We start from the raw sequence: 26,750 nt of genomic DNA, 5'->3' as shown, positions 1-26,750 counted from the left end.
AAGGTGATGTGATAGTGAAAAAGTGGTTAATTTGCAAGAGTGAAGATCAATATAAGTATTCCTTAGCAAAATGTGATTCTCAGGAAATTCCAATATTATGCATAGAAGCATGGCAAGAACGGTGTGTAATTTCTAGTACTAGTAATTTTAAATGTACTTACAAGTTATTTGATAGAAGTTCTTTGGACAACATTAAAAGGAATAATGGAGTAGGATTGGTTTTTAATGATGTTCTAGAAATTAATATTGATCATAAAATTTTAAAGAACTATTTTTCAAAAAGAACTAACTACTATACTTCAGCTAATAGTATTTCTAATTCTAAAGTTGAGAAAGTACTTATTGTTTCGTTTTGTAATACTCGAGAAGATGCTGCTCTAGTCCGTAGAGAAATTGCAACTTTGCAAAGAAATAATATAGTTATAGAAGTTATTATTGGGAGAGATTGGTCAGATATTTCTTGGCAATTGGCCAAGGCAATGACAGATTTTAAAAAGGATAACTCTGATTTATGTATTATTAACGCTGTAGATAATCAGTTTAAAGAGCAATCCGATAAAAATGGTGATTTTTTCAATAGAGAATCGAACCCACAAAAGATTGCTGGAAGCTGGAATCGCGTTTACTTATCAGCTCATGGTAGTGGCGAAAGATTGTATATTGGAACCGATACAATTGGATATAATGACAGTTGCTCAATTTCAGCCAAAGAATTCTTTTCGAGAGTTGTAGGAAATACATTGATTGTTAACTCTTGTTTTTCCTTTTCGCTTAAAGATGGAGCATTATTTTGGGGACTTATTTGGACATCATATAAACATATAATGTTATATGATGGAATTAAAGAAAATTCGACTATAGACATTGACTGGTTTCGTATTTTAGATGACTTTCAAATCAGTTGCGATTATGCTACTTATTATGTAAATAAGCAATTAAATGCAATATCTTCTGATTTTGGAAATTATTATTATTTTGGTATTAGTGATACTAAAGGAAAACCAAAATTAAGCTGCGGTATAGAGTATATTAACAAGGGAATTAAACTAGAAGCAAAAAATCAAATAAATAAAAAGCTGGGTTTTTGTAAAAAGGAATACTCAGGTTTTCTTCAAAGCAATAAGAATATTAAATGGATTTACGCTAATGGATATTACTTATTTTCTACATATGACAATTCTAGTTTACCCAAAGTACTATTTATAAGTGATTTTAGCAAAGTCACCAATCGGTCTAAACAAATAATCAGTATTTTACTTAGAAGACTAATTACTTTTCCATCTAATCCACAAATGCAAAAAAGTATTTTTACGAATATAGTAGCTTGTCTAAGTACAACAAATTACTTAACAAGTGCGTGGCAATCTTCTAGTGACCTTTATAAAGGACAGAACAAGCTTTTAACAATAGAAAAGCAGGTTAATAAAGTCATTGAGCAAAACAGTAACTTATTTAGAAAGAACGCTATGGAAACTAATGCACCATATTCTGATAAGTACTTAGTAGATAGATTTACATGTACGAAAAAAATTCAAAAAGATTTAAACTGTCCTTTTTGTGCTTCCAAACTGCAAATCAAAATATTTGAAAGTCCGATTGAACCAACAGAGAAGAGATATCTGACTATGTGTCCATCGTGTGGCCAATTAAAAGATACTAATTTAGAGAAAATGCAGTATCCAGTAATTAAAGATAATATAATCAAAATTAAACTACAGAAAAATTTGCACTATTGGATTACCGTTGTTGGCTACAAAATTGCTGAGCATCAGGAATTAATTTTGCATAACCTGTATTCAGGGAGAGAAATTTTACAATTACTTATCCCAAAGAAATATACACGAGTCTGTATAGGAATCAATTCAGAAGTAGAAGATAGTTTTATTACAGTATTACTAAATAAAGAGTGAGGAAAAAACAATGGAAAATAACGTTTGGTTAAATTTTACCGGAATGAAAGATTTTAATGAAGATCCTTTTATAGTTGAACATGCGGAAAATGAATATGTATATGATATCAAGGGCGAGAAATATTTAGATGCTATTTCTGGCATTTGGAATGCAGGCCTGGGCTATTCGAGAAAGGACATTATAGATAACATCTATAAAGAACTAAATAATCTACCACTTACGTCTCTGTTTGGTCGAGTGTATCCACTTATTATCAATTACTCAAACAGGTTATTGAAGCTAGCCCCAGATTTTGACAAGATCTTTTTTGGTACTGGTGGATCTGATTCTGTCGAGACGGCTATGAAAGTTGCACGACAATTTTATTTTAAAAAAGGCTATCACGAAAAAACAAAAATTGCTCATTTTAGAAATAGTTACCACGGCGTGTCTTATGGCGCTTTAACAGTGATGGGAGAAACTGATAATACGGTAGGTTATGCAGTAAATACTGATGATACTTTGACTTTGCCTTGGCCTGATGACGTGAATGGACAAACAGATAAAATCTTTGATCAGTTAAACAAGGAAAATCCTGATAAAATTGCAGCAATCATATTGGAACCGGTGATTGGGTCGGGAGGCTTATATCCATTTCCTGATGAATTTTTAAAAGAACTGCGTAAATATACTAAAGAAAATAATATTCTACTTATTTTTGATGAAGTGGTTACTGGTTTTGGTAGAACTGGAAATTTATTTGCATATCAAGGACTTAAAGATGTTGTACCGGATATTATGGTACTTGCCAAAACTATAACCGCTGGATATGCTCCACTTGGAGCTACTCTGTTCAGTAAGGAAATAACAGATGTATTTAATAAAAACAATGTTCGTCTATTACATGGTTATACTAATGCTGGCTCTGTTATTGGGGTAGCTGCTGCGGACAAAGTTCTAGATATTATAGAAAATGAAAACATCTTAGAAAATGTTCGAAAGCAAAGTACGCACCTGATTACAGGACTGAGAAAATTAAAGGCAAGGTATCCCCACGTAATTAATACTATTCGAGGAAAGGGTCTTATGATTGGAGTTCAAATTTCATCTCCAACTAAGACTAATTTAGAAATAGATACATTTTATGATCTTTTAAACCATAGGAACCATATATTGAGCCGTTCAGCATATGACAACATCTGTGTGCTAATGCCACCGCTAAATTCAACTCAAGAATTTATTGATGATTTGCTTAATAAATTTGAAAAGACAATCAATGACTACGAAAATGTTATGAACAAGTCAGTTTAAATGCTGGTTCCATTTCAAGTTAATTTGCATTGACAAATTGAACAATTTGATTACGACCCTATTTTTTATAAGTAAAAAGGAGAATATAGTTTTGGCTAATTTGCTGAGGGTTACTGCGAAAATCAGAAATTATGAAATTGTTTTTTCAACAAATGCGTCAAGAGAGTTGAAGAAAGACAAGATGCTTAAGTTAAATAAAGCCCTAATTATTACTGATACAAATGTAGGACCAATTTATCTCGATAAGCTAAAAAAAGAATTATCCAGAGTGTTTGCATCAGTTTCTAGTTTTACTGTTGAGGCTGGTGGGAACACTAAGTCAATACAATCGGCACAACAGATTTACCGCTACTTACTTAAAAAAGGCTATACCAGGAAAGACTATATTATAGCTTTTGGTGGTGGAGTAGTGGGAGACCTTTCAGGGTATGTTGCTGCAACATTTTATCGGGGTATGAATTTTGTTCAAATCCCGACAAGTCTCTTATCACAAGTAGATAGTAGTATAGGAGGAAAAGTAGCTGTTCATTTTGAAGGCGTAACAAATGCTATAGGAAGCATATATCCACCAGTGAAGTGTATTATCAATTTGAACTACTTGAAAACGCTACCGGTTCGTGAAATTAGTTGTGGTCTCTCCGAAATTGTAAAAATGGCATATATATATAATCGTGATTTTTTTAAATATTTAATGACATTACAAATTACAGATTTAAGAAACATTCCTAATGATATATTAAATAAAATTGTTTTTGAATCCATTAAAATTAAAAAAAAGGTGGTAGAAACTGATGAAAGGGAAGCCGGAGATAGATTGGGATTAAATTTCGGTCATACTCTAAGTCATGCTTTAGAAAGCATTTCTGGTCATAAAGAATTGCTTCATGGAGAAGGTGTTGCCTTTGGCATGATATTTGAAACCATTTTAAGCAACAAGTTAATAGTGGGTTCAAACAAACAGCAGATACACAATCTTATTGCCGTTTTGAAAAAATTTGGTCTATTGGGAACTAATAATAGTAAGTTAGTTTCGACTGCTGTAGAAACTAACAGCAAAGAAATCATTGAGCTAATGCAAAAAGACAAAAAAAACACCGATAGTAGGGTTACTTTTGTTTTACCAGTAAATAAGGGATTTAAGTTGCTCAAGTTAGAAGGTAAAAATCCAATTATAAAAAAAACTTTGAAAGAAATGGTCAACTTAATTGTTTGACATAAAGGTAATTTAATATGAAAACAAAAAAAGTTTTGATTGCAGTAGGAGGTCATGGTGCCGAACTAAGTACTGCAATAAATGCTTCACATAAGTTAGTAGATACAGTTAATAGCTTAGGATTTGAAGTAAATGTAGCTTTAATTGACTCTCTTATTTCAAACTTGAGCTTAGCAAAGCAAGCAGACTTTGTTTACATTGTTTCTTATGGAGGAATAGGGGAAAATGGGGGTTTCCAATCTATACTAGAAGAAAATAATATACCATTCACTGGATGCATCGGTAGTGTGAGTGCTATCTGTAAGGATAAGTTTTTGTGTAAAAAGATATTATCAAGCGTTGGCATACTAGTTGCAAAAGGCTTTAAATTTAACTGTTTAACAACAAATGATGAAATCGTTGATAAAATGGTTGCTCAGTCAATTAATTTTCCGGTTATTCTTAAACCTAGATTTACGGGGGGATCTAGTATTGGAATTCAAATTGTGTACAATTTATCCGATTTAAAAGCATCTTTGCGCAAAGTAAAAAGTTATGATAATCAATTTATACTAGAAGAGTATATAAAAGGAACCGATTATATTGCTGGAAGTGTAACACGTAATGCAGAATCACACATCTTTCCTGTTGGAAAAGCCAAAATAAACAAGGATCAAAACTTTGCTGACAGATTTGCTGAAGGGGAGAGCATTTTTGAAATATCTGTAAATCAAGAAATTAATCAAAAAATAAAAAAAATTTCCAAAAAAATAAATTTATTTTTAGAAATTACGGGAATGTCTTATATAGACTTCCGTGTAAACGAAAAAAACATTCCATACTTTATAGAGATTGGAACAATGTATGGCATTTCTGACAATAGTATCTTGCCACTTTCGGCTAAAGCTGAGGGAATAGATTTTTCAGAACTAGTAAAGTACGATATAAAACTCGCTACAAATAGGGAGAGAAATAATGACAGCCATTAAAAAGACAGCAAATCAGGGTACTTTTAAGTACCTATTAATAGGGGATACAGTTTCTAACGCTGGTGACCGTTTCCAGAAAATTGCTTTTCCATTGTTACTATATAAGCTGACTAATTCAGCAACAATCTTATCTCTTACCGTTGTATTAGAGATTATTCCTCAATTTGCGCTTAGCTTAGTACTTGGAACTATTTTGTCTAGATGTGACACAAAGAAAGTTTTATATATTAGTGTTGGCTTAGCAGCACTGTTCACGGGCGTAGTACCTTTACTAATATTAGTTAAAGCACACTATATATTTTATCTTATCGTAGCCATGGCTTTAGCTGGTGTAACTTTGGTTTACGATATAACTATCAATACTGTTATAGAAACCCTTTATCCAAAAAAAAAGCTTTTACATTATAATTCAATTTTAAAGTCTGCTCGAACCATTACAAAGGTAATTGCACCAAGTATCGCTGGCGTTTGGATTTCTGCTTGGGGATACAATAGCATTTTCATTTTTAATGCACTTTCATTCATTTTCTTGTTCTATTGTGTAAGTGTAATTAACTTTAGCACTGGAAATGACAGAAAGAGTGATGACTTCCACTTACAGGAGCTTCTCAAAGGATATAAAGAAATTATTAGTTCAAGAGCCTTAATAATTATCACTATAATCAGTATATTTATAAACTTTATGATGCTAGGATTTAATTCTACTTTGATATATTTGCTAAAGCATATTTTGAACACCAATTCTAGTTCTGTTGGGATAGTTTATAGTTTATCTGGCATTGGGAGTCTAATTGGGGCTCTATTAATGACGCGAGTGAAATCAACTAATCAAACTTTTTTATTTAAAATAATGACAGGATTTTCTTTAATTTTGATTCTTGCTTTTATACTACCCCTGATAGTTCTAAACTGGCAGTTTGTGGGAGCCTGCTATCTTCTAATTAGTATGTCTATCACTTGTATTGATGTTATTGCAACCACATTAGTACAAGAGAGGTACGGACAGCCGTTACTTGGCTTTATCTTTTCTGCCCTATTTGTTTTAAGTACCGCTCTTTCACCTTTGGGCTCCGTAGCTTCAACTAATACAATGCTATCTTTTGGGGCATCAGGTTTGTTAATCTTCTTTTTGGTATCCAGTGTATTTACTTTTACTATAAGCTTGGGTGGACTAAGAGAAATAAAAAAGGAGGAAAAAAATGAGTGATGAGGAAAGTGAAAAAAATTATTTTCAAAGACAAACAGTAGTAATTGCTCTTGGAAATGATACTAAGGACATAGCCCAAGAGTACGCAAAAAAGCAAGAGAGCGATTTTATTTATACAAACGAATTTCAGAATGTTCTATTTAATCTACGTTATAGTAAATATAAAAAGTTCATTATATTTTCACACTCTAGTCGTCTAAGTTTAGAGCCATTGAAGCAGATTAGCAAACTTAATAAGTGCATAGCTATAATAACAGGAGTGAGTACAACAGAACTAAATAAATTGATTAAAAAGAACTCGCTTTATAAAAAAAATAGAAACCATAAACAAATATATTGTATGACAGAAAATTACTCTACCGTAAAAGAAAATATAATTTTTTCCGATTTTCGAAAAGAAGTACATACTAATCAGCTTTACGCAAACAAGTTAACTTATTTGCTCGGTGGAGGAACTGTTTATGAAGTCCGTCTAGGAAACAACTTTGTACTTGGCGCCAAACAAACCTTCACAAAAACCAAAATGTTAAAATCCCCTAGAAAAGAGCTGAGCATTGATGAAATTGACACAGATACATTATTAATAAATGGATGTGTTGCTGGCGTGATTTGTCCAACTAAATATGAAAGTAAAAAGGGCAAAGATCCCTTATCGTTAAGGATTATGAATGCTCAAAAAATTAATACCTATATAGCTCCTTTTGAAGTAAAAGCTGCTATTGCTGATGAAGGGATTTTGGCTACTTGGTTGATACAAAATAATTTATCAAGTGCACAAACAGCACAAATTTTGAATGAATATTTGATTTATAACAATTCAAATGCAAGCTATGCATGTTATGGTGATGATGGAGTACCTTATCAAGACGTATCAAATGTATTTTATACTTCAACATTTGATGGCGAAGCCTATAGTTTCCAGAAAAGTTGTTATATAGGCCTTATAGATGATTTTGACAGTAGTCAGTATTGTTTAGTTAGTGACTCTGATATTAATTATTTTTCAATAGACCTTGATGGAAAGAAAAGTTATGTTGTTTTTTCAAAAAATAATTTAATAAATAAAAAAATTTTCTTGAAAAAAAAGATTAGAGCAGATCAATTCGAAAGCGCAAAAGAATTTATTGACAGTGTTAAAGCCAATTCTGAAGTAGCAAAGGTAATACCCGAAGAAGTTCAAAAGCAAATCAAATTGTTATCTAGTATGCAGGGAACATTAGAAAAAGAGTTTCCATTATATTTAAGAAATACACGTATAAACCTGAAGCTAAACAGAAATTTTAAAAAACTCATATCTCTACAACAAGGAATTAGTGAAACTATTGGGAAATACTGGCTAAACAATACACGTAAGGATAGTCTAAGAATTTATGACTTGCATTATGGAAGCCGGGTGCTTTCTGTTATTAATGAAAGTGTAGCTATATGCCCCGTTTGTGGTCAGCAGCAAGTTAAAGAAATGCTAAGCAAGAGCCTCTTTGGTCACTTTAATCGTGTACTTTTAAGATGTCCCAGTTGCTCTATTATTTCTGACTTTCAAGATACTTCATTGTCAATAAAAATATCTTCAACTCAATATAAAGAATATATTGAAGGAAATATAGTTATTAAAGATAAACTAAAGAGCATAATCAATTGCCTATATTTTTTGTCCATTAGAGGGATAGACCAAAAAGTAGATTGGACTATTACCAACTTGAATAGACACTTAGCTATTTTAAAATATAGATTTTCTAAGAAAAAAGATTTGCCGGCTGATGAAAAATACTATTTATCAACATTTATTTTAAGAAACGGAAAGTTAAATTACTATAAAAAAACAATTTAGTATATATGAAAGGAAAAATTTTTATGACTAATAAAAAAATAAGTTCCTTAACTAACTTGCGCATGTTAGCTCTTGACATGATTCAAAAAGCTAATTCTGGTCATCCTGGAATTGTATTAGATGCAGCTCCAATGATATATGTCTTATATAGAAATCACTTAGTCAGTAACCCTAAAGAGCCAGAATGGCCAAATCGAGATAGATTTGTTTTATCTGCTGGACATGGTTCTGCTCTTTTATATGCAGCTTTGCATATGTTTGGATTTAATTTGAAACTTAGTGATTTAAAAAAATTTCGGCAACTTAACAGCAAAACACCAGGCCACCCTGAATATGGTATTGTACCAGGTGTTGATGCAACCACCGGCCCCTTAGGGCAAGGATTGGCTATGGCTGTTGGAATGGCTATTTCGGAAAAACACGCTAGCGATTTAGTTAATACTGATAGCATTAAAGTCGTTGATCATTATACCTATGTTCTATGTGGAGACGGAGATCTCATGGAAGGAATTTCCCATGAGGCCGCAAGCTTAGCTGGCTTTTTAAAGCTCAATAAATTAATTGTATTGTATGATTCAAATCACGTTTCCTTAGACGGCGACTTAGATAGAGAATCAATAGATAATGTTGAGAAGCGGTTTGTATCATATGGGTGGAATTATATAACTGCAAATGGCAATGATATAGATGACATTAATCGTTCGATTATTATGGCCAAAAAATCTACTGATAAACCATCTATAATTGAGTGCAACACAACAATTGGCGTAGGTGCTCCCAAAGCGGGTACTCATCTTGTTCATGGTTCGGCATTGAGCGAGGAGGACTATAATGCAACCAGGGCCTTTTATAAATGGAATATGCCTCCATTTTATTGTGATTCCAAAAATGTTGCATCACTTTCGAAAATTATGAAAGACCGCTTTGCTAAAAGAAAAGTCAGAACAGACACAGAAATTGAAAAGCTTAAAAAATATGACACTCAAAATTTTTTGAGATTAAAGCAACTGGCAAAACCTCAATTTGATTTTATTGATAGAATGCCTCGATATAATACAAATACAAAAGTTTCTGGTCGAGATGCTATAAAGCAGTGCATTGAATATACGGAATCAAAATGTATTAATGTGCTTGGTGGCTCGGCAGATGTCGCTGCATCAACTAAAGCGTATAATTCAAAATCAGGCAATTTCAATAGCAATTGTGGTGAAGCAAATAATCTAGTATATGGAGTCCGAGAATTTGCCTCTGCTGCTATTGCAAACGGTATTATGTTATCAGGAACATTTAAATGTTATACTAGTACTTTTTTGGCTTTCTCTGATTATATGAAACCTGCCATCAGGTTAGCGGCTATTCAAAAAATCCCAAGTATTTTTGTATTTACTCATGATTCCATTGCTGTTGGAGAAGATGGACCTACTCATCAACCAATTGAACAGATAATGGGACTTAGAGAAATACCAAATGTTAATGTTATTAGGCCAACTGACAGTAACGAAGTTATTAGTGCATGGAAAGAAGCGTTAGAATCTAAATTTACACCAACAATTTTAGTTCTTTCTCGACAACCTATACCAGTTATTACACGAGGTAATTGTTTAAAATATGGTGGTTATGTTATAGGAAAAATAAAAAAAGAGAGTTCAGGAGTACTTATTGGAACGGGTTCAGAAGTTCAAGTACTAATGCAGGCGCAAAAAAAATTACTAGAAAAGAATCTGCAAGTTTCGGTTGTTGCGATTCCTAGCTTTACTAATTTCGATCATCAATCAATAAATTATCGAAATACTGTTCTTCCAAATAAAATTCAGAAAAGACTATCCCTTGAAGCTGGTACAACTTTAGGCTGGGAAAAATATGTTGGCTTAAAAGGTATTACCCTTGGAGTTAATGAGTTTGGCAAGAGTGGTACCCCTGAGGACATACAAAAGTTCTATGAAATATCAAGTAATGCAGTAGTAAATAAGTATCTAAATCATTTCGAATATATCAAATAGGAGAAAGATATTATGTTTATAAAAGTGAATAACAAAGATTATGCAGATGCAGTTGCAATAATTACTAGTGAACTTAAAAAGGAAAATTTAAAATTTTATACTCATAATAATGTAATTGCAGTATTTAGCTCAAAAGTCACAAAGCTACCTGACGATATTGATATATCAATTATAGAAGACAATGGCGTACCATACTTAGCAAGTCGTATTTTGCATCCCGAAAATACCGTTATTAAAACCCCGCACAATAAAATTGGTGATGGTTCTTTTGTTTTTATGGGTGGCCCCTGTTCCGTTGAAAGCAAGGAGCACATTCTCAAAATGGCTAAGTTAATTAAAAATTCTGGTGCTACTGTTTTACGTGGAGGCGCGTTTAAGCCACGAACATCACCATACTCCTTTCAAGGCTTAGGAATAGATGGTCTGAAATACATGAGAGAGGCAGCTGATAAATACGGCCTAGATGTTATTACAGAAGTTATGGACGAAACTAACTTACCAATTGTAGCTAAATATGCTGATATTTTACAAGTAGGTGCAAGGAATATGCAGAATTTCTCTCTTCTAAAAGCAATTGGCAAAACAAATAAACCAGTAGCTTTAAAGCGTGGTATGTCTGCAACAATTGATGATTTGCTGAATGCTTCTGAGTACATTGCGTCTGAAGGAAACAAAAATATAATGTTAGTTGAACGCGGTATTCGTACTTTTGATAATACATATACACGAAACACATTTGATCTTGCTGCGGTTTCTGTTCTTAAAGAACTTACTCATTATCCTATCATAGTAGATCCAAGCCATGCAGTGGGTGTTGCTAACCTTGTCACGAAATTAATGTTAACAGGAGCAGCTACAGATGCAGATGGAGAAATAGTTGAGGTTCATGATTGCCCGGAAAAAGCTCTTTCGGATGGTCAACAAGCTGTACTTCCAGATGATTTTGATAAAGCTATAAAAATAGCTTTAAAATTACATAATATTTATATGGGCTAGTTTATACACGCATTTATTGCTATATAATACAAAGTAAATGAAATACAGAATCGAGGTAAAAAATGAATAATAAAGTTCAAGTAGGGCTACTCTTTGGTGGCAATTCGTCCGAATATGAAGTTTCAATTATGTCGGTTCAAAATGTTTACGATGCCATTGATAAAAGTAAGTTTGATGTTCACCCTATATGGGTTACAACTGACGGTTATATTGCAAATGAAGATGACTCATATGCCGTTCTAGAAAATCCTAAACATAAAGCTAAAAGCCGCTTAGAAAAAGCTAATTTAACAAATGTGTATCAGCTATCTAATTTGCCAGAAATAGATGTCTTCTTTCCTATTATACACGGGAATCTAGGAGAAGATGGGTGCTTGCAGGGATTATTTCGAATTTTAAACAAACCATTTGTTGGAGATGATGTTTTGGCAGCAGCTGTTACCATGGACAAAGAGTTTTCAAAAATTTTGGCACGTCATATTGGTGTTCCTGTAGCAAATTGGATTTCTATTAAGCGAAAGGAATACAACAACAAGGATAGTGAAAAACTAAATTATGCTAAAGTAGCAGCCAGGCTTGGTGGAGATTTATTTGTCAAGCCTTCTAATCAGGGCTCATCTGTTGGTATTCATCATGTAGTTAATGCTCATGAATTTAATGAAGCTTTGAGGGATGCTTTCAAATATGATGATAAAGTTCTTGTAGAAGAGGCCATTCATGGTACCGAAATAGAAACTGCAATTTTAGGTAATGATGATCCAATAGTTTCAGGTGTAGGACAGATTTTGAATGCTGAAGGTACATTCTATAGTTATGAAAACAAATATGGTGAGAATTCAACTTCTATTTTACAGGTTCCTGCTGAATTGCCTAGATCTACCATAGAAGAGGCTAGGTCTATTGCTCTGAAAGTTTATCAAATAACAGAAAGTAGTGGTTTGTCTCGCGTTGATTCAATATTACGAGAAACTGATAAAAAGGTTATTTTTACCGAAATTAATGCATTACCTGGTTTTACAAACATTAGTATGTATCCTAGACTGTTTGAACAAATTGGGATTTCTTATTCAGAATTGATTACAAAGCTAATTGAAAATGCAGTAGATAGATTTAATCATAAACAAACACTATTACATAAAAAGTAGACTTTATTTTACAGATGAATGATGTATCTCTGTGTATTATGTAGAGATTATTATGTATAGAAAAAGCACTGAAAATTTCAGTGCTTTTTTGTGTATGGGCACTTAAGTACTATTTAATTTATAACCAGAAAGATTTGGATACTTGCCATGAGCCGTAATGCGAACGTATATATTTGTTTGCAACTCTTTCTTGATTTGCTGGTAAACAAATCACTATTAATGTTAGTTGATAACGGCCATATGTATTGAAAGAGGGATTTCTTGTGTACAATCCACTCTTTGGCTATCTTTTTACCATTAGCAGTCGTAGCTGAGATAACCTAGTCGAAGAATTATTATTGGCACTGTTTAAGTTATAGCTCTAATTTTGTACAGGCTTAGGCTGCTTTTTTTGTTTAAATATGTTTTGTCTAATCTAATATGGTAAAATGCGCTGTATTTAACTTTCACTAAATTTAAATTTTTAATAACCAATGAATTGGTTTTGAGATTAGCAATAGAGTGGTAGTAGCAATACCTGGAATCAGATATTTGATAGGCAAGGATATCAGAGGACCTCGTCACTGTAAATAATCAAAATTCAAATTTACCTATATAACCCAACATAGAATATCATGATTTTTTGCATATAGACATGCTTAATGATCAATCAAACTGAGTTTTGTGTGCTCTAATTATGACTTTCAGAAAAAAGAAAAATGTTAAAATCAGGCTGTTAATGTAATTAGCTACATGGAACGTGTGAAAATACAACTCTCTTCAAAAAACTACTTAGTTAGTTACCAATCAACAAGATTCGATAAGCTCACATTCTGTAAATAACTATTTAGTATTTACCTTTCGGTATTATCTAAATAATGTATTTCTTTATTCAAGTTAACATTGTATGTGAAAGTATAGCAATTTCTTATTCTAGAGATACCATTACTTTCAGCAAACTTTTTTCTACCTTACAAGTAGTGAACTGTTCCAGGTCACTATAATTCTGCTTGTAGCGAATGGAACAATAAATAAATTAAGTAGGAACTAGGCTGAGCCACTAGTATGAGTGCTATTGTTTAGCATATGATACTCAATTGAATGCAAAATTCTACGAATATATGCAGCTGATTGATTATTTCCATTTTTCGACAAGTCATCAAAACGAGTCGAAAATTTCTTTGCTACTGCTTCCTCTTATTTTTTTGATTCCATTTTTGTTTTTCAAAATAAAACCAATTGTTATTTACCATTTTTTCTCTCATTTCCTAGGATTTTTCAGAACGAAATTTTCCAAAGCTTCAAAAAAGAAGCACTGAAATCAATCATTGCTTTACTCGTTATTATTCGAATTATAATTTAAAAAATTTTAAGTATACTTTTAGTGGTTGTTATTAATAATTTCGATTAACTAAAACCAATATCATCTGATAAATATTCTTGCTGTTCTAAATAGGAAATTTTCTCAGATGGTTTCTGGTAGTCACTGCTTCATTTGGAACATTTAAAATAAACTATTTATCTGCCCAACTTGGAAATATGTATTAGCCAAAAAGCTAAAAAATACCACAAAAATAATAGCTTACACACCTAAAGATAATCAAGCTGAATGAAAGTAATTTAATGTTAGTGGTGTCAAAGGCCATAATATTGACTCAATTCTTTAGGTCTAATGTTATAATTTCGCCAAAGATTGAAGATTGCAATTTTATCTTGTTTAGATAATTTGACCATAATAAAACCTCGAAGTTGTCTTAACTTCGAGGTTCATATCACTTATAAAAAAGTTGCGTTTTTATGTTGAACGATTTGAGCAAAAAGTATATTAAGCTTTTATTTTTTATAGAAGGCTAGTTACGATACCAGCATCTAACAGGCCATCCACCCATTTTTGAGCAGTTATGAGGCTTTTTTTTGGCAAGTCCGTTGCATTTATAATCAGCATGTGTCAATGGACAGCCATATGCGTGCCATTTATCAAAGCAGTCGCTTTTATACCAATTAACATAAGCTTGGCCATTAGTGGTCCGCCCATAGTACCTGTGATTCGAATAAGGCCCATTGAATCTGTTGCAGTGTACAGGCGTACCAGCTTTAACTATTCTGCCTTCTTTTGGTGTTGAACGTAATAAACTATCTGTAGAATCATCATTCATTTCATCCATAGAAGTTAGTATCTCATCAAAATCAACTAAATTTACTATTTTTGCATTACCATCATTGTCTACTGAAGTTTTACCTTTGTTAGCTGGAGTATTGATATCTTTTACCTGGTATCTTAAAATACTTTTTTTAGGAAGAGAGTTCAAAGTAACTTGGAATTGGCCATTTACAACATTGACTTTTTCCCCGTTGATTTTTAATTCAACGTCATTAGAAACCGGCATATAAGTATTAACTTCAATGGTATCTTTAGAAATTAAAACAGTTACGTCAGGGTCTTCGGCTGCAATCTCTTTTAGTGCTTTTAAAGTATCTGACGCTGTATCTTTAATTTTAAATTGAGTATGTACATCAGTAACAACAGAACCGTGAATTTCTGATGCATGTACATCTCTGATTTCTGCTGAAAATAGTCCAACTAGTATAACCGTCATAGTAGACAGAACTGTAGTTAAAGCTTTTAGTATTTTTTTATAATTCACTCTTAATTATCTCCTTTTGGAAAGAAATTAATAATTCTTAATTTCCAATAAAATAAGGATTTTTTTTGCATATATATTTCTAGCTCTTGATTCTTGATTTGTGCTGCATAAAGTTCCAAATTTTTATAATCACCATTACCTTGAAAATCACTAACATAATTACATTTGTCAGTAGTTTTGAGGCTAGTTAAAAATTTTCTGGTTTTTTTGTTGGCAGCAACCCTCTTAAATTGTTGTACGTCATGTGTCTTAATCATATGGTTAATTTCAGTCTCAGCTAAAAAAGGCACATATTGCACTGAATAGATATATACTCCAAAAACAATCACTAATATGGATAAAAAACAAAGCCAAAGGTTCTTTTTGCTCATTACCATATCGCCTCACTTTCAGTTCAATATTATATTTCAACCTATACTAATTATCAACACTATTTTAATATTTTTATATGTGTTTATATATAGCTAAAGCACTAAACGATTGCTATTAGAGTCATAAGCCACGTCCTTCTATCCCCTTTTGTTTTTTGATTTTATTTTTTTCAAAACATATTTTTACGTTTTGAAATATAAGTTTCTAATTCCGTATGCTATAATTGCAAATGAAAAGAGCTACATAAAGTGTAACTCTTGCTTATAAGATTTTTTGGTTATTCTCCATAAAGGATACCAAATATTTTAGCATCCGCTTTCGCCATAAAAGCATGTGATATCTAGTTGATCACAATTATTTTAAATAGTTCAAAATTGCCACCAAAAGGTATAGAAAATTAATACCAGTATCTATTAACTTATAATAATCGATATCTTTCATTGCAATCACCTCCCGTTAATTTTTTAAAATTAACAGTTGAGGCCCTAGAATATTACAAATTAATCTGCTTTTATTATACTAGGTAGAGAAAAGTTGCACAAGCAAACCAAAATCAATTCCGACCTTGTTATATCAAGCTTTCTAGAGTATCAATGCGATTATAATAGGATTTATAGAAATTAAAAAAGTATTTTAATAAAAACCCCGAAGTTAAGACAACTTCGAGGTTTTTATTATGGCTAAATTATCCAAACAAGATAAAATTGAAATCTTCAATCTTTGGCGGAATTATAACATTAGGCCTAAAGAATTGGGTCGACGTTATGGCATTAATTCTGCTAACATTAGGTATCTACTTGCTCTTATTCAATGTCACGGTTTAGCTATTTTAGACCAGCCCTATACTGAATATTCACTTGAGTTCAAAAAGCAAGCTATTATACGAGTACTAGTCAAGCATGAACCAGCTTATCAGGTGGCACTTGACCTTGGCCTAAAAAGTAACGGTATGCTCCACAATTGGCTGAGTAAATATCCCAAAATGGGTATAACGTCGTTATCAATTAGAAAGGACTAACCCCAATTAAATATCGGGAATTAGTCCTCAGTTGAAATTTATTAAAGTGTCCTATTTTTGAGATCCGCAACATTTATGTTTGGGCCGGTCTTTTTTACGAAAAAATCCTGCCAAATGTATAAATAAAACTAAGATATCTATAAGACTTAATAGTTTTATTTTGTTCAATTTTATTCTGAGTCTGTTATAAAGATATATGATATTAACTTGGCATCTTTATTTTCTTATTGTTTTTGAGTAAATGGAGTTCGCAATCAAAGAGGTCTTTCATTTTTGGATTTAAATTATGAGCAATGAAGACCACACTAGTATCTGTTGCCATAATTTTACGCAAAACTTTTAATGTTGCGTGTGCGTCAATTGCACTTGTTCCTTCATCAATCAGAATGATTCTACTTTGATGAATTAGTGCACGTGCTAAAACTATTTTTTGTCTTTGACCACCAGAAATATTCATCTTATTTAAATCAAGTTTTGTTTGCAAGTTCAGCTTCTGCTCGTTAATGTCTTGCTGCAGCTGCATGTCTTTAACTAATCCTGCCACCATTGGAGCTAAGCTATTATCGAACATGGTTATGTTATCAACTATGCTAGCAGGAAATAAAACTGCATCTTGAGGCAAGTATCCGATTGAACTTAAATCCGGATGGGCTAGATTGCCTTGTTTCCCGCGATATATCACCTGACCAGAACTAGGCATGAGTTCACCGGCCATAATTTTAAGCAAGGTTGATTTGCCTGTACCTGACTCACCCGTTAACAATATTTTTTGGCCAGGTTTAACTTTAATGTTGGGTAACTGTAAACTTTCACCATTCGGGAAAGCCACCTGTAAATCAGCTGTGACAATTTCATCTATTTCTTCTAAATCCGAATTGGATATTTTATGCTTAGTAATTGGTAAGACTAAATCTTCAATATGTCTGTTAAGGCTAATGGCTCCAACCATGGTTCCACGAGCTGCGGTAATCGCTTCAATACCGCTACTCAAATAATATTTAAGATCACGGACGATTGAAATCACGCCGAAAGCTATTTGTTTAGATACAATCAGGTACCCAGTCACAGCATATAGCAATAGCATCATAAATTGTGCAATAACTTCATTAACAAAGCTAAGACATTGATTGACTTGAACTTCCTTAATATTAGCCTTCTCTAATTTTTGCGAAGATTTACTTAATACTGCAAAAAGGTGACTGCCAGAAAAATATCGTTGTAACTCGTCTATTCCAATCAACCATTTTCTTATTGTATCAAGATATTTTTTATTACTATCAGAAATAGCCATCATTGCTTTTTGTAACGGCTTTTCTATTAGCTTAGGCAAAATTAATGATATGACTACCATCAAAGAAATAACAACTAGCATTGTCCAATGGATGGTAAATAGCAGTACTAAAGCAGAAACAACATAGCCAAAGCCACCAATCAAATCGAAAAAAGCATCAAGGTAGTTCTCTTCACTCTGAGTTAAATCATTTGTTAAAAAATTCTGTATTTGAGCAATCGAATATTCTTGCTTGGTATAACACAGGTAGTTAATTATTTTTGCTCTTAAAATAGCTTTATATCGCTCCTTTTGTTTAGCTAAAATATAGTCAAATAGACTTTCTATTAAGTAACTAACTACTAGCAAAACAAAAGAAATAGCCGTTAGTTTCAAAAAGCGTAATAAATTGACTTGCTGGATGGCACTGACTTGATAAATACCAATTTGAGTTACCAACAAAGATAAAGCAGGTACTAGCAGCCTAACTATTATAGTACTAATAAAACTTAGTGGGTTTACTCGCCAAAAATCTTTGATTTTCATAATCTTTCCTTACTTTTACCTGTTTAAGTTAATACGATAATCAAATAATTTCTGCACTTCAGGTCGCAAATTATGACCAATCATGATTATGGTCTGCTCACTTGCTAGCAATGATTTGATAATCTTAGCACTAGTTTTACTGTCAATTGCACTAGTTGGCTCGTCGAGTAGCAACAAATTTTGTCCTTTTAATTTGGCCCGTGCTAAGATGACTTTTTGCTGCTGACCACCAGATAAGTTGAGATTATCGAGATTGATTGGCGTGTTTACGCCCTGTGGGAACTTTGACAAATCATCAGTTAGTTCGACTAAATCAATCACTTTATTTAACTGAGTTTCTGGATAGTGCTGAAACATTGTCACATTATTTGCAATTGTATCAGGAAAAAGAACGCCGTCCTGTGCTACATAGCCAATCTGTCTGTAGTTAGGCGTTATCAATTCACCTTTTTCATTATAGTATTCAATTGAGCCACCCGTAGTCTCCAATTTACCCAAGATGGCTTTAAGCAGTGTTGACTTACCGGTGCCCGAATCTCCACTGAGTAAGACTTTGTCGTGCGTCTTAATTGTAAAATCTGGAAAGCTAATTCGGTGTTGCCCATAAGTAACTACTAGAGCATGCACACTAATAGCAGTAGGAGAATCAGTTTTTTCATTAGTTGATGTGTTGTTTTGGATCAAAGCAGAAATTTCATTGCGCAAGTGTTTCGTTGCTTTGATTTCAGTAGCAGCTTCAATTATCTCCCATAATTCATCAAAAATGGAACCAGCAAAGTTACTAGCAACAAGCCAACCACCTAGGTCTAATTGATGGTGAAAGAAAAGCAGGCCCCCCCATAGGATAATACCGACTTGACCAATTGAGTTACCTAGCCCATTTAGTCCATCAGCAGTACTCAATGCTTTTTGTTTTTTTTCATTTGCATCAGCAAGCGTATCACTACTTTGATTAAGCACATTTTGCAATCGATTAATTGCATGGTAGCGCCGTAATACGCTTAATCCACTGAACCAGTCAGCAAGCGTATTTAAAAAAACAGCGTTTTTCTTGGAAGCAATTTTTGTTGCTTTGGCTGTATATTTTTGAGTCAATCTTGGCAATAAAATTACTATGAAACAGGTGATAACTACTGCTACTACAAGAGTCCAATTCATAGAAAGCAGCAACCCGCTTGACATTATAATCATAAGAGTACTACTTAAGATAATAATCCAAGGCTTGGCATATTCATCTGTTAAAGTTTTCATGTTATTATTTAAAACATTTTGAATTTCTGCAACTTTTGCATTGTTATTTTGATAATAATGATGAATAATCTTATCTCTGATAACATGGATATACTGCTGTGTTTGCTTATTAAATAAGTAGGTGCCATAAGCTAAAAACAGGCTGCTTACGATAGCGATAAGTATCTCTGCAATGCACCAATAAATAAAGTTCGATAGGCTTTTATTGGTTAAGGAGTTTAAAGCATATCGAAAAAGAAATTCTGAGGTTGTTCCTGCATAGGAGTACGCAAGATAAATAATAACCAGCAGACTTGCTCGGAAAGTGTTGATTTTAAAAAGACTTCTAAGCGACATTGTAATTCTCTTTCAATTATATAAAAAAACTATTGCCATATTTTTACCATATAGCAATAGAATAAATAAAAAATTATGTTATTTTTAAAATTGTATTATCTATAATAATTACGTTCTATGATGAATAATATCATCTTGGAATAGTTCTTCAAAATCAACAGTTTCTACATCAATATTCTCTGACATAGCCATGCGCCTCCCTCCTTAGTGATTAGAAATCATAAATTTCTAATTTATATTATAAATTTTCATAGTTTTAAAGTCAATATTAATATTTTTTTCAGAGAAGGCTTCCAACTGAGTTATTACCTGAAAGGCCTTTAATGCCATTAAACCAGCAATTATAGTATTAGTAAAACTCAAGCTTGCGATGGTAGGAGAAGGATAATTAAGTACTTTAAATTTTAAATTATTGCTATTATCAGTTTTATTGGATAATAGTTTTACATCTCCACAATCAAATCCAACCCCTCCTGAAATTATAGGAATAGATCCTACACTCGAATATAATATTTCTTCAATGTTTTTTGGGGAATCGGCTGCATTGATAATCAGGTCAATTTTATTTTCTGCAAGTATGTCCAAAATATCTTTTTTTGAGGAAATGAACAGTCTGTATATTTTTACATTGGCTTCTTTATTTTTACAAAGTATGTACTTTTTTGCTATATCTACCTTAGGTTTACCTATATCTTTTGGAAAATAAATAAATTGTCTATTAAAATTGCTAATCTCAATTTCATCTGCATCAATTAGAACGAAGTTTTTAATGCCTAAACCAACTAAATTTTCTATAATGACGCTTCCAATGCCACCAACTCCTAGAATTAAAACTGAAGATTGATCTATCCTTCTTTGCAAAATTTCTGCATTTCCAAATTGAGATAAGAAATATTCTTGTTTTTCTACTGGTGTGTTCTGAAATTTTCCTCTATAATTATAAATAAGTTTATTTTTTATTAAAACATTTAAATAATCTGTAGGAAAATCAAGTTCTTTCATTTTTGAATCAGAAACACCTTTTTTTAAAAGCTGAAGTGTTGAATAAACTTGTTTATCATATGGGAAAGATACTTTTGTTCGGTACATTACGAATATTTTTTCTTTTTCTTGGCCAACTATAGCCTGTTCTACTAATTTAAGCATATGTTCTCCTGGAGATCGATTTCATGAATAAAAACTCTTTAACTATTGAATTAGACGAACTTCCAGAATTAACTGGAATCTTTTCATCATTTGAATTCAACGCAAGATTAATATATAAGCTATCTTATTACACATTAGGCGACTTTAGCAATGATAAAATTGAATATAAAGATAAAAGGTACTTCGTAACTCTAGATAATAAGTGGCTAGAAATGAATATAGATTCTAAAGATTTTATTAACGTACTATATTATTTGCTGTTTAATATAAAGAGTACTAATTCAATATTTCTTCGACTGCTTTATCAACTTTCTCAAAAACCACAAAATTTTTTTACATATGTTTCGCATAGTATATTTACAATAAATTCTAAAGTAATGATTCCAGGACTGGAAGAGTATTTACTTCAAAGCTATTTTATAACCCCTATTGATGCAAATGGTTCACCTTTAGCTAAAAAATATACCATTTTAGAAAGTAAAGACAAAAGAAAAATAAAGCTTGTTTCAACAAAAAAAAATAGCTCATCTGAGAAACAAATAAATTTTATTATTAATAAAAATGTGAATTGCACTGAAAAATTATTTAAAAAAGGTATTATCGATATAAGCTCTTCAACAAATTACTATGGTTATAAAGATAAGACTTATTTTAAAAGATATTGTCAATCTAGTAGCCTACTTTATTACTTTTCAACTAAAAATGATAAAAATTTTCACTTGATACAGACAATAACATCTGACATACATAATTTATATTTAGAAAAATTTAAAGGACTAATACCTGTTACTTCTTTTTTATATGACCTAAAAGAAAAAGCTGGTATAAAGCAAAAGATCATTAAAGATGAAGATATTGTTCCAGATAAAGAACTTACGATTGCTTATTCCAATTATCAGCAAAATAAAGATATAATATTTTGTTTAAAAAAAATACTTATTTATAAAGGGATTTCCTTTAAACTTGTTGAACATGAGTCTTTAGAGTTGCTTTTATCTGATAATACATCTGATATAAAGCTACAAGTAACATATCGTGATTTTCAGCATTATTCTTCTTCTGTTTTAAGTTTGCTTTCATTGGTCAAAAATCCACAGAAACTATTACAAAGCTGGATATATAATGACACGGACAATATCATTAAGTACTCTGACGAACAAAAAAGATTAATCCCTATTTTTAGAGGTACTCAAATATATTTCAAGAATAGAAATGCAAAAAATTGGGACTATGATTCCAATGGTTTTTTACAAGAAAAGATTTGCTAAATTATTAATACTAGTAAATCTGTTTACGCCTTTTATAAGTTGCACATGGAGGATAGATGAATGACTAAAAGTGAATCTTATACTAAAGAGATTAGGCGGTTAAAAGAAATATCAAGGGCTTATGATATAAAGTTGAATATTAAAACGGATAACAATAATGAATATAAAGATGTTCATGAAAAGATTATTTATTTAAGAAGAAAAATTATTCAACGTGAGTTTTTTTCTTCTATTGATAGAATGAAATCACCAGAATTTTTAGAAGGAAAAGATACATCGGTAAGCTATTTTAGTTATGAACGTTCGTATACACCATATACAATTGAGAATCTTTTAGAAAATACATTTCATACAAAATATACAAGTGCTTTTGTCACTAGATCGGGTCTTTCAAGTATTAATTTGGCTCTTGGAGTTGTTTTTTATTTTCTATATTCCAAAACAATGAACTTTGTTTCTTATTATAATTATTTTGAAACGACAGATTTGATTAATCATTTTAGCCATTTAGGTCTTATCCGAAATTATACAAATACAAATTTTAAGGAATTTTTGCATTTAATTATTAAATATGATGCTGATATCATTTTTATTGAAAATCCGCTTGCTATTCCCAAATATGACAATTTTAACGAAAAAATGTTGATTAATACTTTAAAAAGACTTAATAAAAATAAGTTTAGAATAGTTATTTTTGATTCGACTTTGGGAGGACCACTTAAAAGCTTAGAAAATATTTTAAAAGAGCTACCTGATAATTTTTTATTAATAAATATAGCTTCTGGATTAAAATTCTATAACTTAGGCTTTGAATTAAGTAATTTAGGATTAACTTGTATTTGGTGTAAAAACAATAATATAAGAAGACATTTTAAAGATCGATTAAAAGCTGAAAGAGTTACGTCAGGACTATCAATTGAAGCCGTAGAAGAAGCGTACCTGTATCCTATTTTTAAAAATTTGAATCTTGTTGAAGCACATTATAATGCAATATTACAAAATTCATTAATGTATCAAAGAGTTTTATTTAAGCATAATATTATCAAAAAAATATCTCTTTCTCCAGTCATAGTGATAAACAATAACTGGACAGGCCAACAGGTAGTGGAAATAGTACATGACATACATGATAAATTGAAAAAGATAGGATTAGAACTTTCAACTGGTGCTAGTTTAGGATTTCACTTGACAAGAATGCAGGATATACATTCTAACTTCATACTTGAAGGTGAAAAAACAGAGCACTGGATAAGGATATCGCCAGGTAGTTTTTTCTCAGAAGTTGATAAATATATAATTAATTATTTTGTTAATGCCTTAGATAAATAATTAAAACCTAAAAATCAATTTATTTTGTTTTGTAATCTAGTTAGAAGATAGTTTACATAGTTTGGCTGTAGACAAGATCACTTAATAACGCTTTTAAAAATTATCTAATAAATTAAATGGAGATGTGACTTAATGGATGTATACAAAAAAGCAACATTTGTAATAAATATAGCTAAAGTGGCTGGAGCAGCCATTTCTGCACGAAATTTAGTTGATAGAATTCCAAATTCCCAACTGCTATTTTCAATAAAATCCCAAAATGATGTAAAAGTACTAAAATGTTTGTCAAATTATGTTGACGGTTTTGATGTTTCTTCATTTAATGAATATATTTTTTTAAAAGAAAATAATTTTTCTAATGATATTAGTATAACTGGAAGTTCCTTTACTCCTAGTGATATTTTGTGCATTTATAAAAATGGTGATAAATTTATTTTTGACTCTATAAGTTTACTTAAAAATTTTATAAAGTTAATTCCTGATAATAAAGAAATAAGGATAGGTCTTAGAATAAGAGTTCCCTATTATAATAGATTATATGGAATAGAGTGCAGCAAAGAACTTCAGAGTTTATTAAAAGATAATCCAAATATTAAAGTTGATATTCTACACGTTCACTATGATCATCATAATAAGCTAGTGAACAAAAATAATAACAGGGTATTTAATGATTTGTTACATTTTGCCATGTTCTTCAAAAAAAATAAAATGAATATTCCAACAAAAATTAATTTAGGTGGAGGTTTAAATGAATTATATCCAACAAAATCCATTAATACTTACTTCCAACAAGTACTAGATTTTCAAAAAGCGTATAGTTCTGTTATATCAAAGTTACCGATAATTACTTTCGAGCCAGGTACATTAATATCTACTCCATCAGCAGATATAGAAGTAAGTATAATTGATATTAATTATAATGAGTCTACGTGTGATGTGGTTGTTAATGCTTCCAAATTCAATTTATTACCGTGGTGCCAGCCTGGTCTTAAAAAAGTAAAAGAAAAAGGAAAGCAAGTTAAAATTAAAATTTATGGATTCACTAATTATAGTGGTGATTACTTTGGAGAGTATATAGTTCCTTCTGGTGCTATCAAACTAGGGACAAGATTAACTTTCATTAATGTTGGGGCATATTCAATTAACATGCAACGACATTTACAAATGTTAGATGGTCCGGAGGTAAAATATCTAAATGAAAAATAGTAATTCATACTTAGATGAAATACAGCGGTTAATGAATATAGCGAAAGCGTATAACATAGACTATAATTTTAATATAGCTAACACTGACGAGTATGCAAATATACACAAAGTTGTGCAGTATTTACGAACACAAATTATGCAGAACGAATTTTGGGCTTCTATAAGTAGAATGAAGTCTCCAGAATTTAAAAAAGGTAAAGACCTATCTAAAAGTTATTTTTCTTATGAAAGATCTTATATGCCTTACAGTATTGAAACCTTGATAACTGAAAGCTTTCATACTCATAAAGTAAGTACTTTAGTTACCAGATCAGGGCTCTCTAGTTTAGACTTGGCATTTCGCACTTCTATTTATTTTTTACATTCAATAAAAGAAAACTTGAATTCAGTTTCATACTATAATTATTTTGAAACTGAAACATTAATGCAACAAATGGAGCGTGTTGAATTAATTAGAAATAACAACAGTACAAACTTCGATAAATTTATAAATTTAATTCTTAAATGTAATCCAGATATTATTTTTATCGAAAACCCGCTTGCAATTCCTAAAAATGTGAATTTTAGCGAACATAAATTGTTGACGGCCATTAGAAAATTAGATCCAAGAACCTTTCGAATTATTATTTTCGATTCAACTTTAAAAGGATCTCTTACTAATCTAGAAAGTCTGCTGAATAAACTTCCAGGAAACTACCTTATTTTAGATATAGTTTCGGGTATTAAATTTTATAATTTAGGCTTAGAATTAAGTAATTTAGGTATTACAACTATTTGGTGCAAAAATGATAATATAAAAAGAAACTTCAAAAAAAGATTAAAAGCATATAGAAATGTAACAGGTCAAACCATTGAAGCCGTAGAAGAATCATATTTATATCCAATTTTTAAAAATCTAAATCTTGTTGATGCCCACTATCAAGCTGTTTTAAAAAATTCATTAACGTATCAAAATATTTTCTACAAGTATGGTATTATTGATAAACTTTCGCTTACACCAATTGTGACAATCAACAATCATTGGTCAGGTGACCAAGTAGTAAATATTGTTCACAATATACATGATGCATTAAAAGCACGCGGGTTAAATTTATCTACTGGCGATAGTTTTGGGTTTCACCTTACGCGAGTCCAAGATATACACTCGTCCAATCAACTAAAAAACGAGCACTGGATTAGAATTGCACCGGGGAGTTTTTATTCTGAAGCAGATGATTATATTATTAAATATTTTATTAATAAATAGCAAAATAGCTTGATGTTATTTTCTTGGTTACAGTCAGTGCTTGGATCGACTGATCTTTTAAGTATCGATTATAGTCCGAACCGTTTATTTTTATCTAATTGAAGATCTGAGATAGAGTTTTTAAAAATAAATGAGTAGGTGGTAGCAAGGGTTAACCATCTGAACTATGTAAAAGCGGTCCAGAATCTTCTGGGCAATGAGAAAAGATCTTTGGTCATACTTGACATAATAGCAATTGAAGTACATGGAAATCATCTTGATGCGTCAACACATAAGTAGCATTTAAAACCAATAGCCTTATAAAGTTTCATTGATTTCGAAACACTTTCAACGCTTAAACGAATTAAATTAATTCTATTCACTTAAGTAATTCCTATCATTTCTTATTACCTTTAATTATTTCGAAGCATTATATAGTGCTTTTTTAAAAAATTATAGCAAGTTATTAACGCTAAGAAATTATAAGAGAAAAACTGTAAGCTATACTATGCTTGCTGAAGTTAACCCCCGGAATTGGACAAAGATTCCAATTCGGGGGTTTTCTTATGTCTAAATATTTACTAAAAACAAAATTAGAAGC

The 26,750-nt window shown here is 31.4% G+C and carries 19 protein-coding genes; 14 read left to right on the top strand and 5 right to left on the bottom strand.

Annotation, left to right across the window (positions count from 1 at the left end; genetic code table 11):
* Positions 1 to 14 precede the first annotated feature (14 nt).
* The 9 genes from J3U69_RS08405 to J3U69_RS08365 all read left to right on the top strand — a co-directional run bounded on the left by J3U69_RS08405 (position 15) and on the right by J3U69_RS08365 (position 12,558).
* Positions 15 to 1,910, top strand: coding sequence for a hypothetical protein (locus tag J3U69_RS08405; protein ID WP_267413705.1), 1,896 nt, complete (start codon positions 15 to 17; stop codon positions 1,908 to 1,910).
* Between the two features lie 10 nt (positions 1,911 to 1,920).
* On the top strand, positions 1,921 to 3,201 hold the full coding sequence (locus J3U69_RS08400; RefSeq protein ID WP_267413703.1) for an aspartate aminotransferase family protein: 1,281 nt from the start codon (positions 1,921 to 1,923) through the stop codon (positions 3,199 to 3,201).
* A gap of 91 nt (positions 3,202 to 3,292) precedes the next feature.
* Positions 3,293 to 4,414 carry a 3-dehydroquinate synthase gene (aroB, locus tag J3U69_RS08395; protein WP_267413702.1) on the top strand — a complete coding sequence of 374 codons (1,122 nt, stop codon included), beginning with the start codon at positions 3,293 to 3,295 and terminating at the stop codon, positions 4,412 to 4,414.
* Between the two features lie 17 nt (positions 4,415 to 4,431).
* Positions 4,432 to 5,382 carry a D-alanine--D-alanine ligase family protein gene (locus J3U69_RS08390; RefSeq protein WP_267413701.1) on the top strand — a complete coding sequence of 317 codons (951 nt, stop codon included), beginning with the start codon at positions 4,432 to 4,434 and terminating at the stop codon, positions 5,380 to 5,382.
* Positions 5,369 to 6,589, top strand: a complete 1,221-nt coding sequence (locus tag J3U69_RS08385; RefSeq protein ID WP_267413700.1) for an MFS transporter — start codon at positions 5,369 to 5,371, stop codon at positions 6,587 to 6,589. The genes J3U69_RS08390 and J3U69_RS08385 overlap by 14 nt, the downstream gene beginning before the upstream one ends.
* Positions 6,582 to 8,417, top strand: a complete 1,836-nt coding sequence (locus J3U69_RS08380) for a hypothetical protein (RefSeq protein ID WP_267413699.1) — start codon at positions 6,582 to 6,584, stop codon at positions 8,415 to 8,417. The genes J3U69_RS08385 and J3U69_RS08380 overlap by 8 nt, the downstream gene beginning before the upstream one ends.
* 23 nt (positions 8,418 to 8,440) lie before the next feature.
* Positions 8,441 to 10,417, top strand: a complete 1,977-nt coding sequence (gene tkt / locus J3U69_RS08375) for a transketolase (RefSeq protein ID WP_267413698.1) — start codon at positions 8,441 to 8,443, stop codon at positions 10,415 to 10,417.
* 12 nt (positions 10,418 to 10,429) lie between these two features.
* Positions 10,430 to 11,413, top strand: a complete 984-nt coding sequence (gene aroF / locus J3U69_RS08370; protein ID WP_267413696.1) for a 3-deoxy-7-phosphoheptulonate synthase — start codon at positions 10,430 to 10,432, stop codon at positions 11,411 to 11,413.
* A gap of 62 nt (positions 11,414 to 11,475) precedes the next feature.
* Positions 11,476 to 12,558, top strand: a complete 1,083-nt coding sequence (locus J3U69_RS08365; RefSeq protein WP_267413695.1) for a D-alanine--D-alanine ligase family protein — start codon at positions 11,476 to 11,478, stop codon at positions 12,556 to 12,558.
* 1,829 nt (positions 12,559 to 14,387) lie between these two features.
* Here the strand turns inward: J3U69_RS08365 and J3U69_RS08360 are convergent.
* Positions 14,388 to 15,182, bottom strand: a complete 795-nt coding sequence (locus J3U69_RS08360; RefSeq protein WP_267413694.1) for a hypothetical protein — start codon at positions 15,180 to 15,182, stop codon at positions 14,388 to 14,390.
* Between the two features lie 2 nt (positions 15,183 to 15,184).
* Positions 15,185 to 15,553, bottom strand: coding sequence for a hypothetical protein (locus tag J3U69_RS08355; protein ID WP_267413693.1), 369 nt, complete (start codon positions 15,551 to 15,553; stop codon positions 15,185 to 15,187).
* A gap of 677 nt (positions 15,554 to 16,230) precedes the next feature.
* Between J3U69_RS08355 and J3U69_RS08350 the strand changes: the two genes are divergently transcribed.
* A complete protein-coding gene (locus tag J3U69_RS08350; protein ID WP_267413692.1) occupies positions 16,231 to 16,572 on the top strand; it encodes a transposase in 342 nt (113 codons plus the stop codon).
* Positions 16,573 to 16,774: 202 nt separating this feature from the next.
* Here J3U69_RS08350 and J3U69_RS08345 read toward each other — a convergent pair whose 3' ends face one another.
* The 3 genes from J3U69_RS08345 to J3U69_RS08335 form a co-directional block, all read right to left on the bottom strand.
* Positions 16,775 to 18,388, bottom strand: a complete 1,614-nt coding sequence (locus J3U69_RS08345) for an ABC transporter ATP-binding protein (RefSeq protein ID WP_267413691.1) — start codon at positions 18,386 to 18,388, stop codon at positions 16,775 to 16,777.
* 15 nt (positions 18,389 to 18,403) lie between these two features.
* Entirely contained in the window at positions 18,404 to 19,975 is a 1,572-nt protein-coding gene (locus J3U69_RS08340; protein ID WP_267413690.1) for an ATP-binding cassette domain-containing protein, read from the bottom strand.
* A 228-nt stretch (positions 19,976 to 20,203) separates the two neighbouring features.
* Positions 20,204 to 21,121 (bottom strand): ThiF family adenylyltransferase, encoded by a 918-nt coding sequence (locus tag J3U69_RS08335; protein ID WP_267413688.1) that lies wholly within the window; start codon positions 21,119 to 21,121, stop codon positions 20,204 to 20,206.
* 23 nt (positions 21,122 to 21,144) lie between these two features.
* On the opposite strand from J3U69_RS08335, the gene J3U69_RS08330 reads away from it, so the two are divergent.
* The 4 genes from J3U69_RS08330 (at position 21,145) to J3U69_RS08315 (ending at position 26,170) form a co-directional block, all read left to right on the top strand.
* The gene (locus J3U69_RS08330; RefSeq protein ID WP_267413687.1) at positions 21,145 to 22,389 is read left to right on the top strand and encodes a hypothetical protein; all 1,245 of its coding nucleotides are present in this window, start codon (positions 21,145 to 21,147) and stop codon (positions 22,387 to 22,389) included.
* Positions 22,390 to 22,449: 60 nt separating this feature from the next.
* Positions 22,450 to 23,718, top strand: coding sequence for a hypothetical protein (locus J3U69_RS08325; RefSeq protein ID WP_267413686.1), 1,269 nt, complete (start codon positions 22,450 to 22,452; stop codon positions 23,716 to 23,718).
* A gap of 132 nt (positions 23,719 to 23,850) precedes the next feature.
* Positions 23,851 to 24,924 carry a hypothetical protein gene (locus tag J3U69_RS08320; RefSeq protein WP_267413685.1) on the top strand — a complete coding sequence of 358 codons (1,074 nt, stop codon included), beginning with the start codon at positions 23,851 to 23,853 and terminating at the stop codon, positions 24,922 to 24,924.
* Positions 24,914 to 26,170: a hypothetical protein gene (locus tag J3U69_RS08315; protein WP_267413684.1), complete on the top strand. Its 1,257-nt coding sequence runs from the start codon at positions 24,914 to 24,916 to the stop codon at positions 26,168 to 26,170. The genes J3U69_RS08320 and J3U69_RS08315 overlap by 11 nt, the downstream gene beginning before the upstream one ends.
* Positions 26,171 to 26,750: the final 580 nt, after the last annotated feature.

The organism is Lactobacillus sp. B4026, from assembly GCF_026535825.1.
Classification (GTDB): Bacteria; Bacillota; Bacilli; order Lactobacillales; family Lactobacillaceae; genus Lactobacillus; species Lactobacillus panisapium.
The sequence above is the reverse complement of the archived record's forward strand: the minus strand, read 5'-3'. Positions and strand labels throughout refer to the sequence as shown.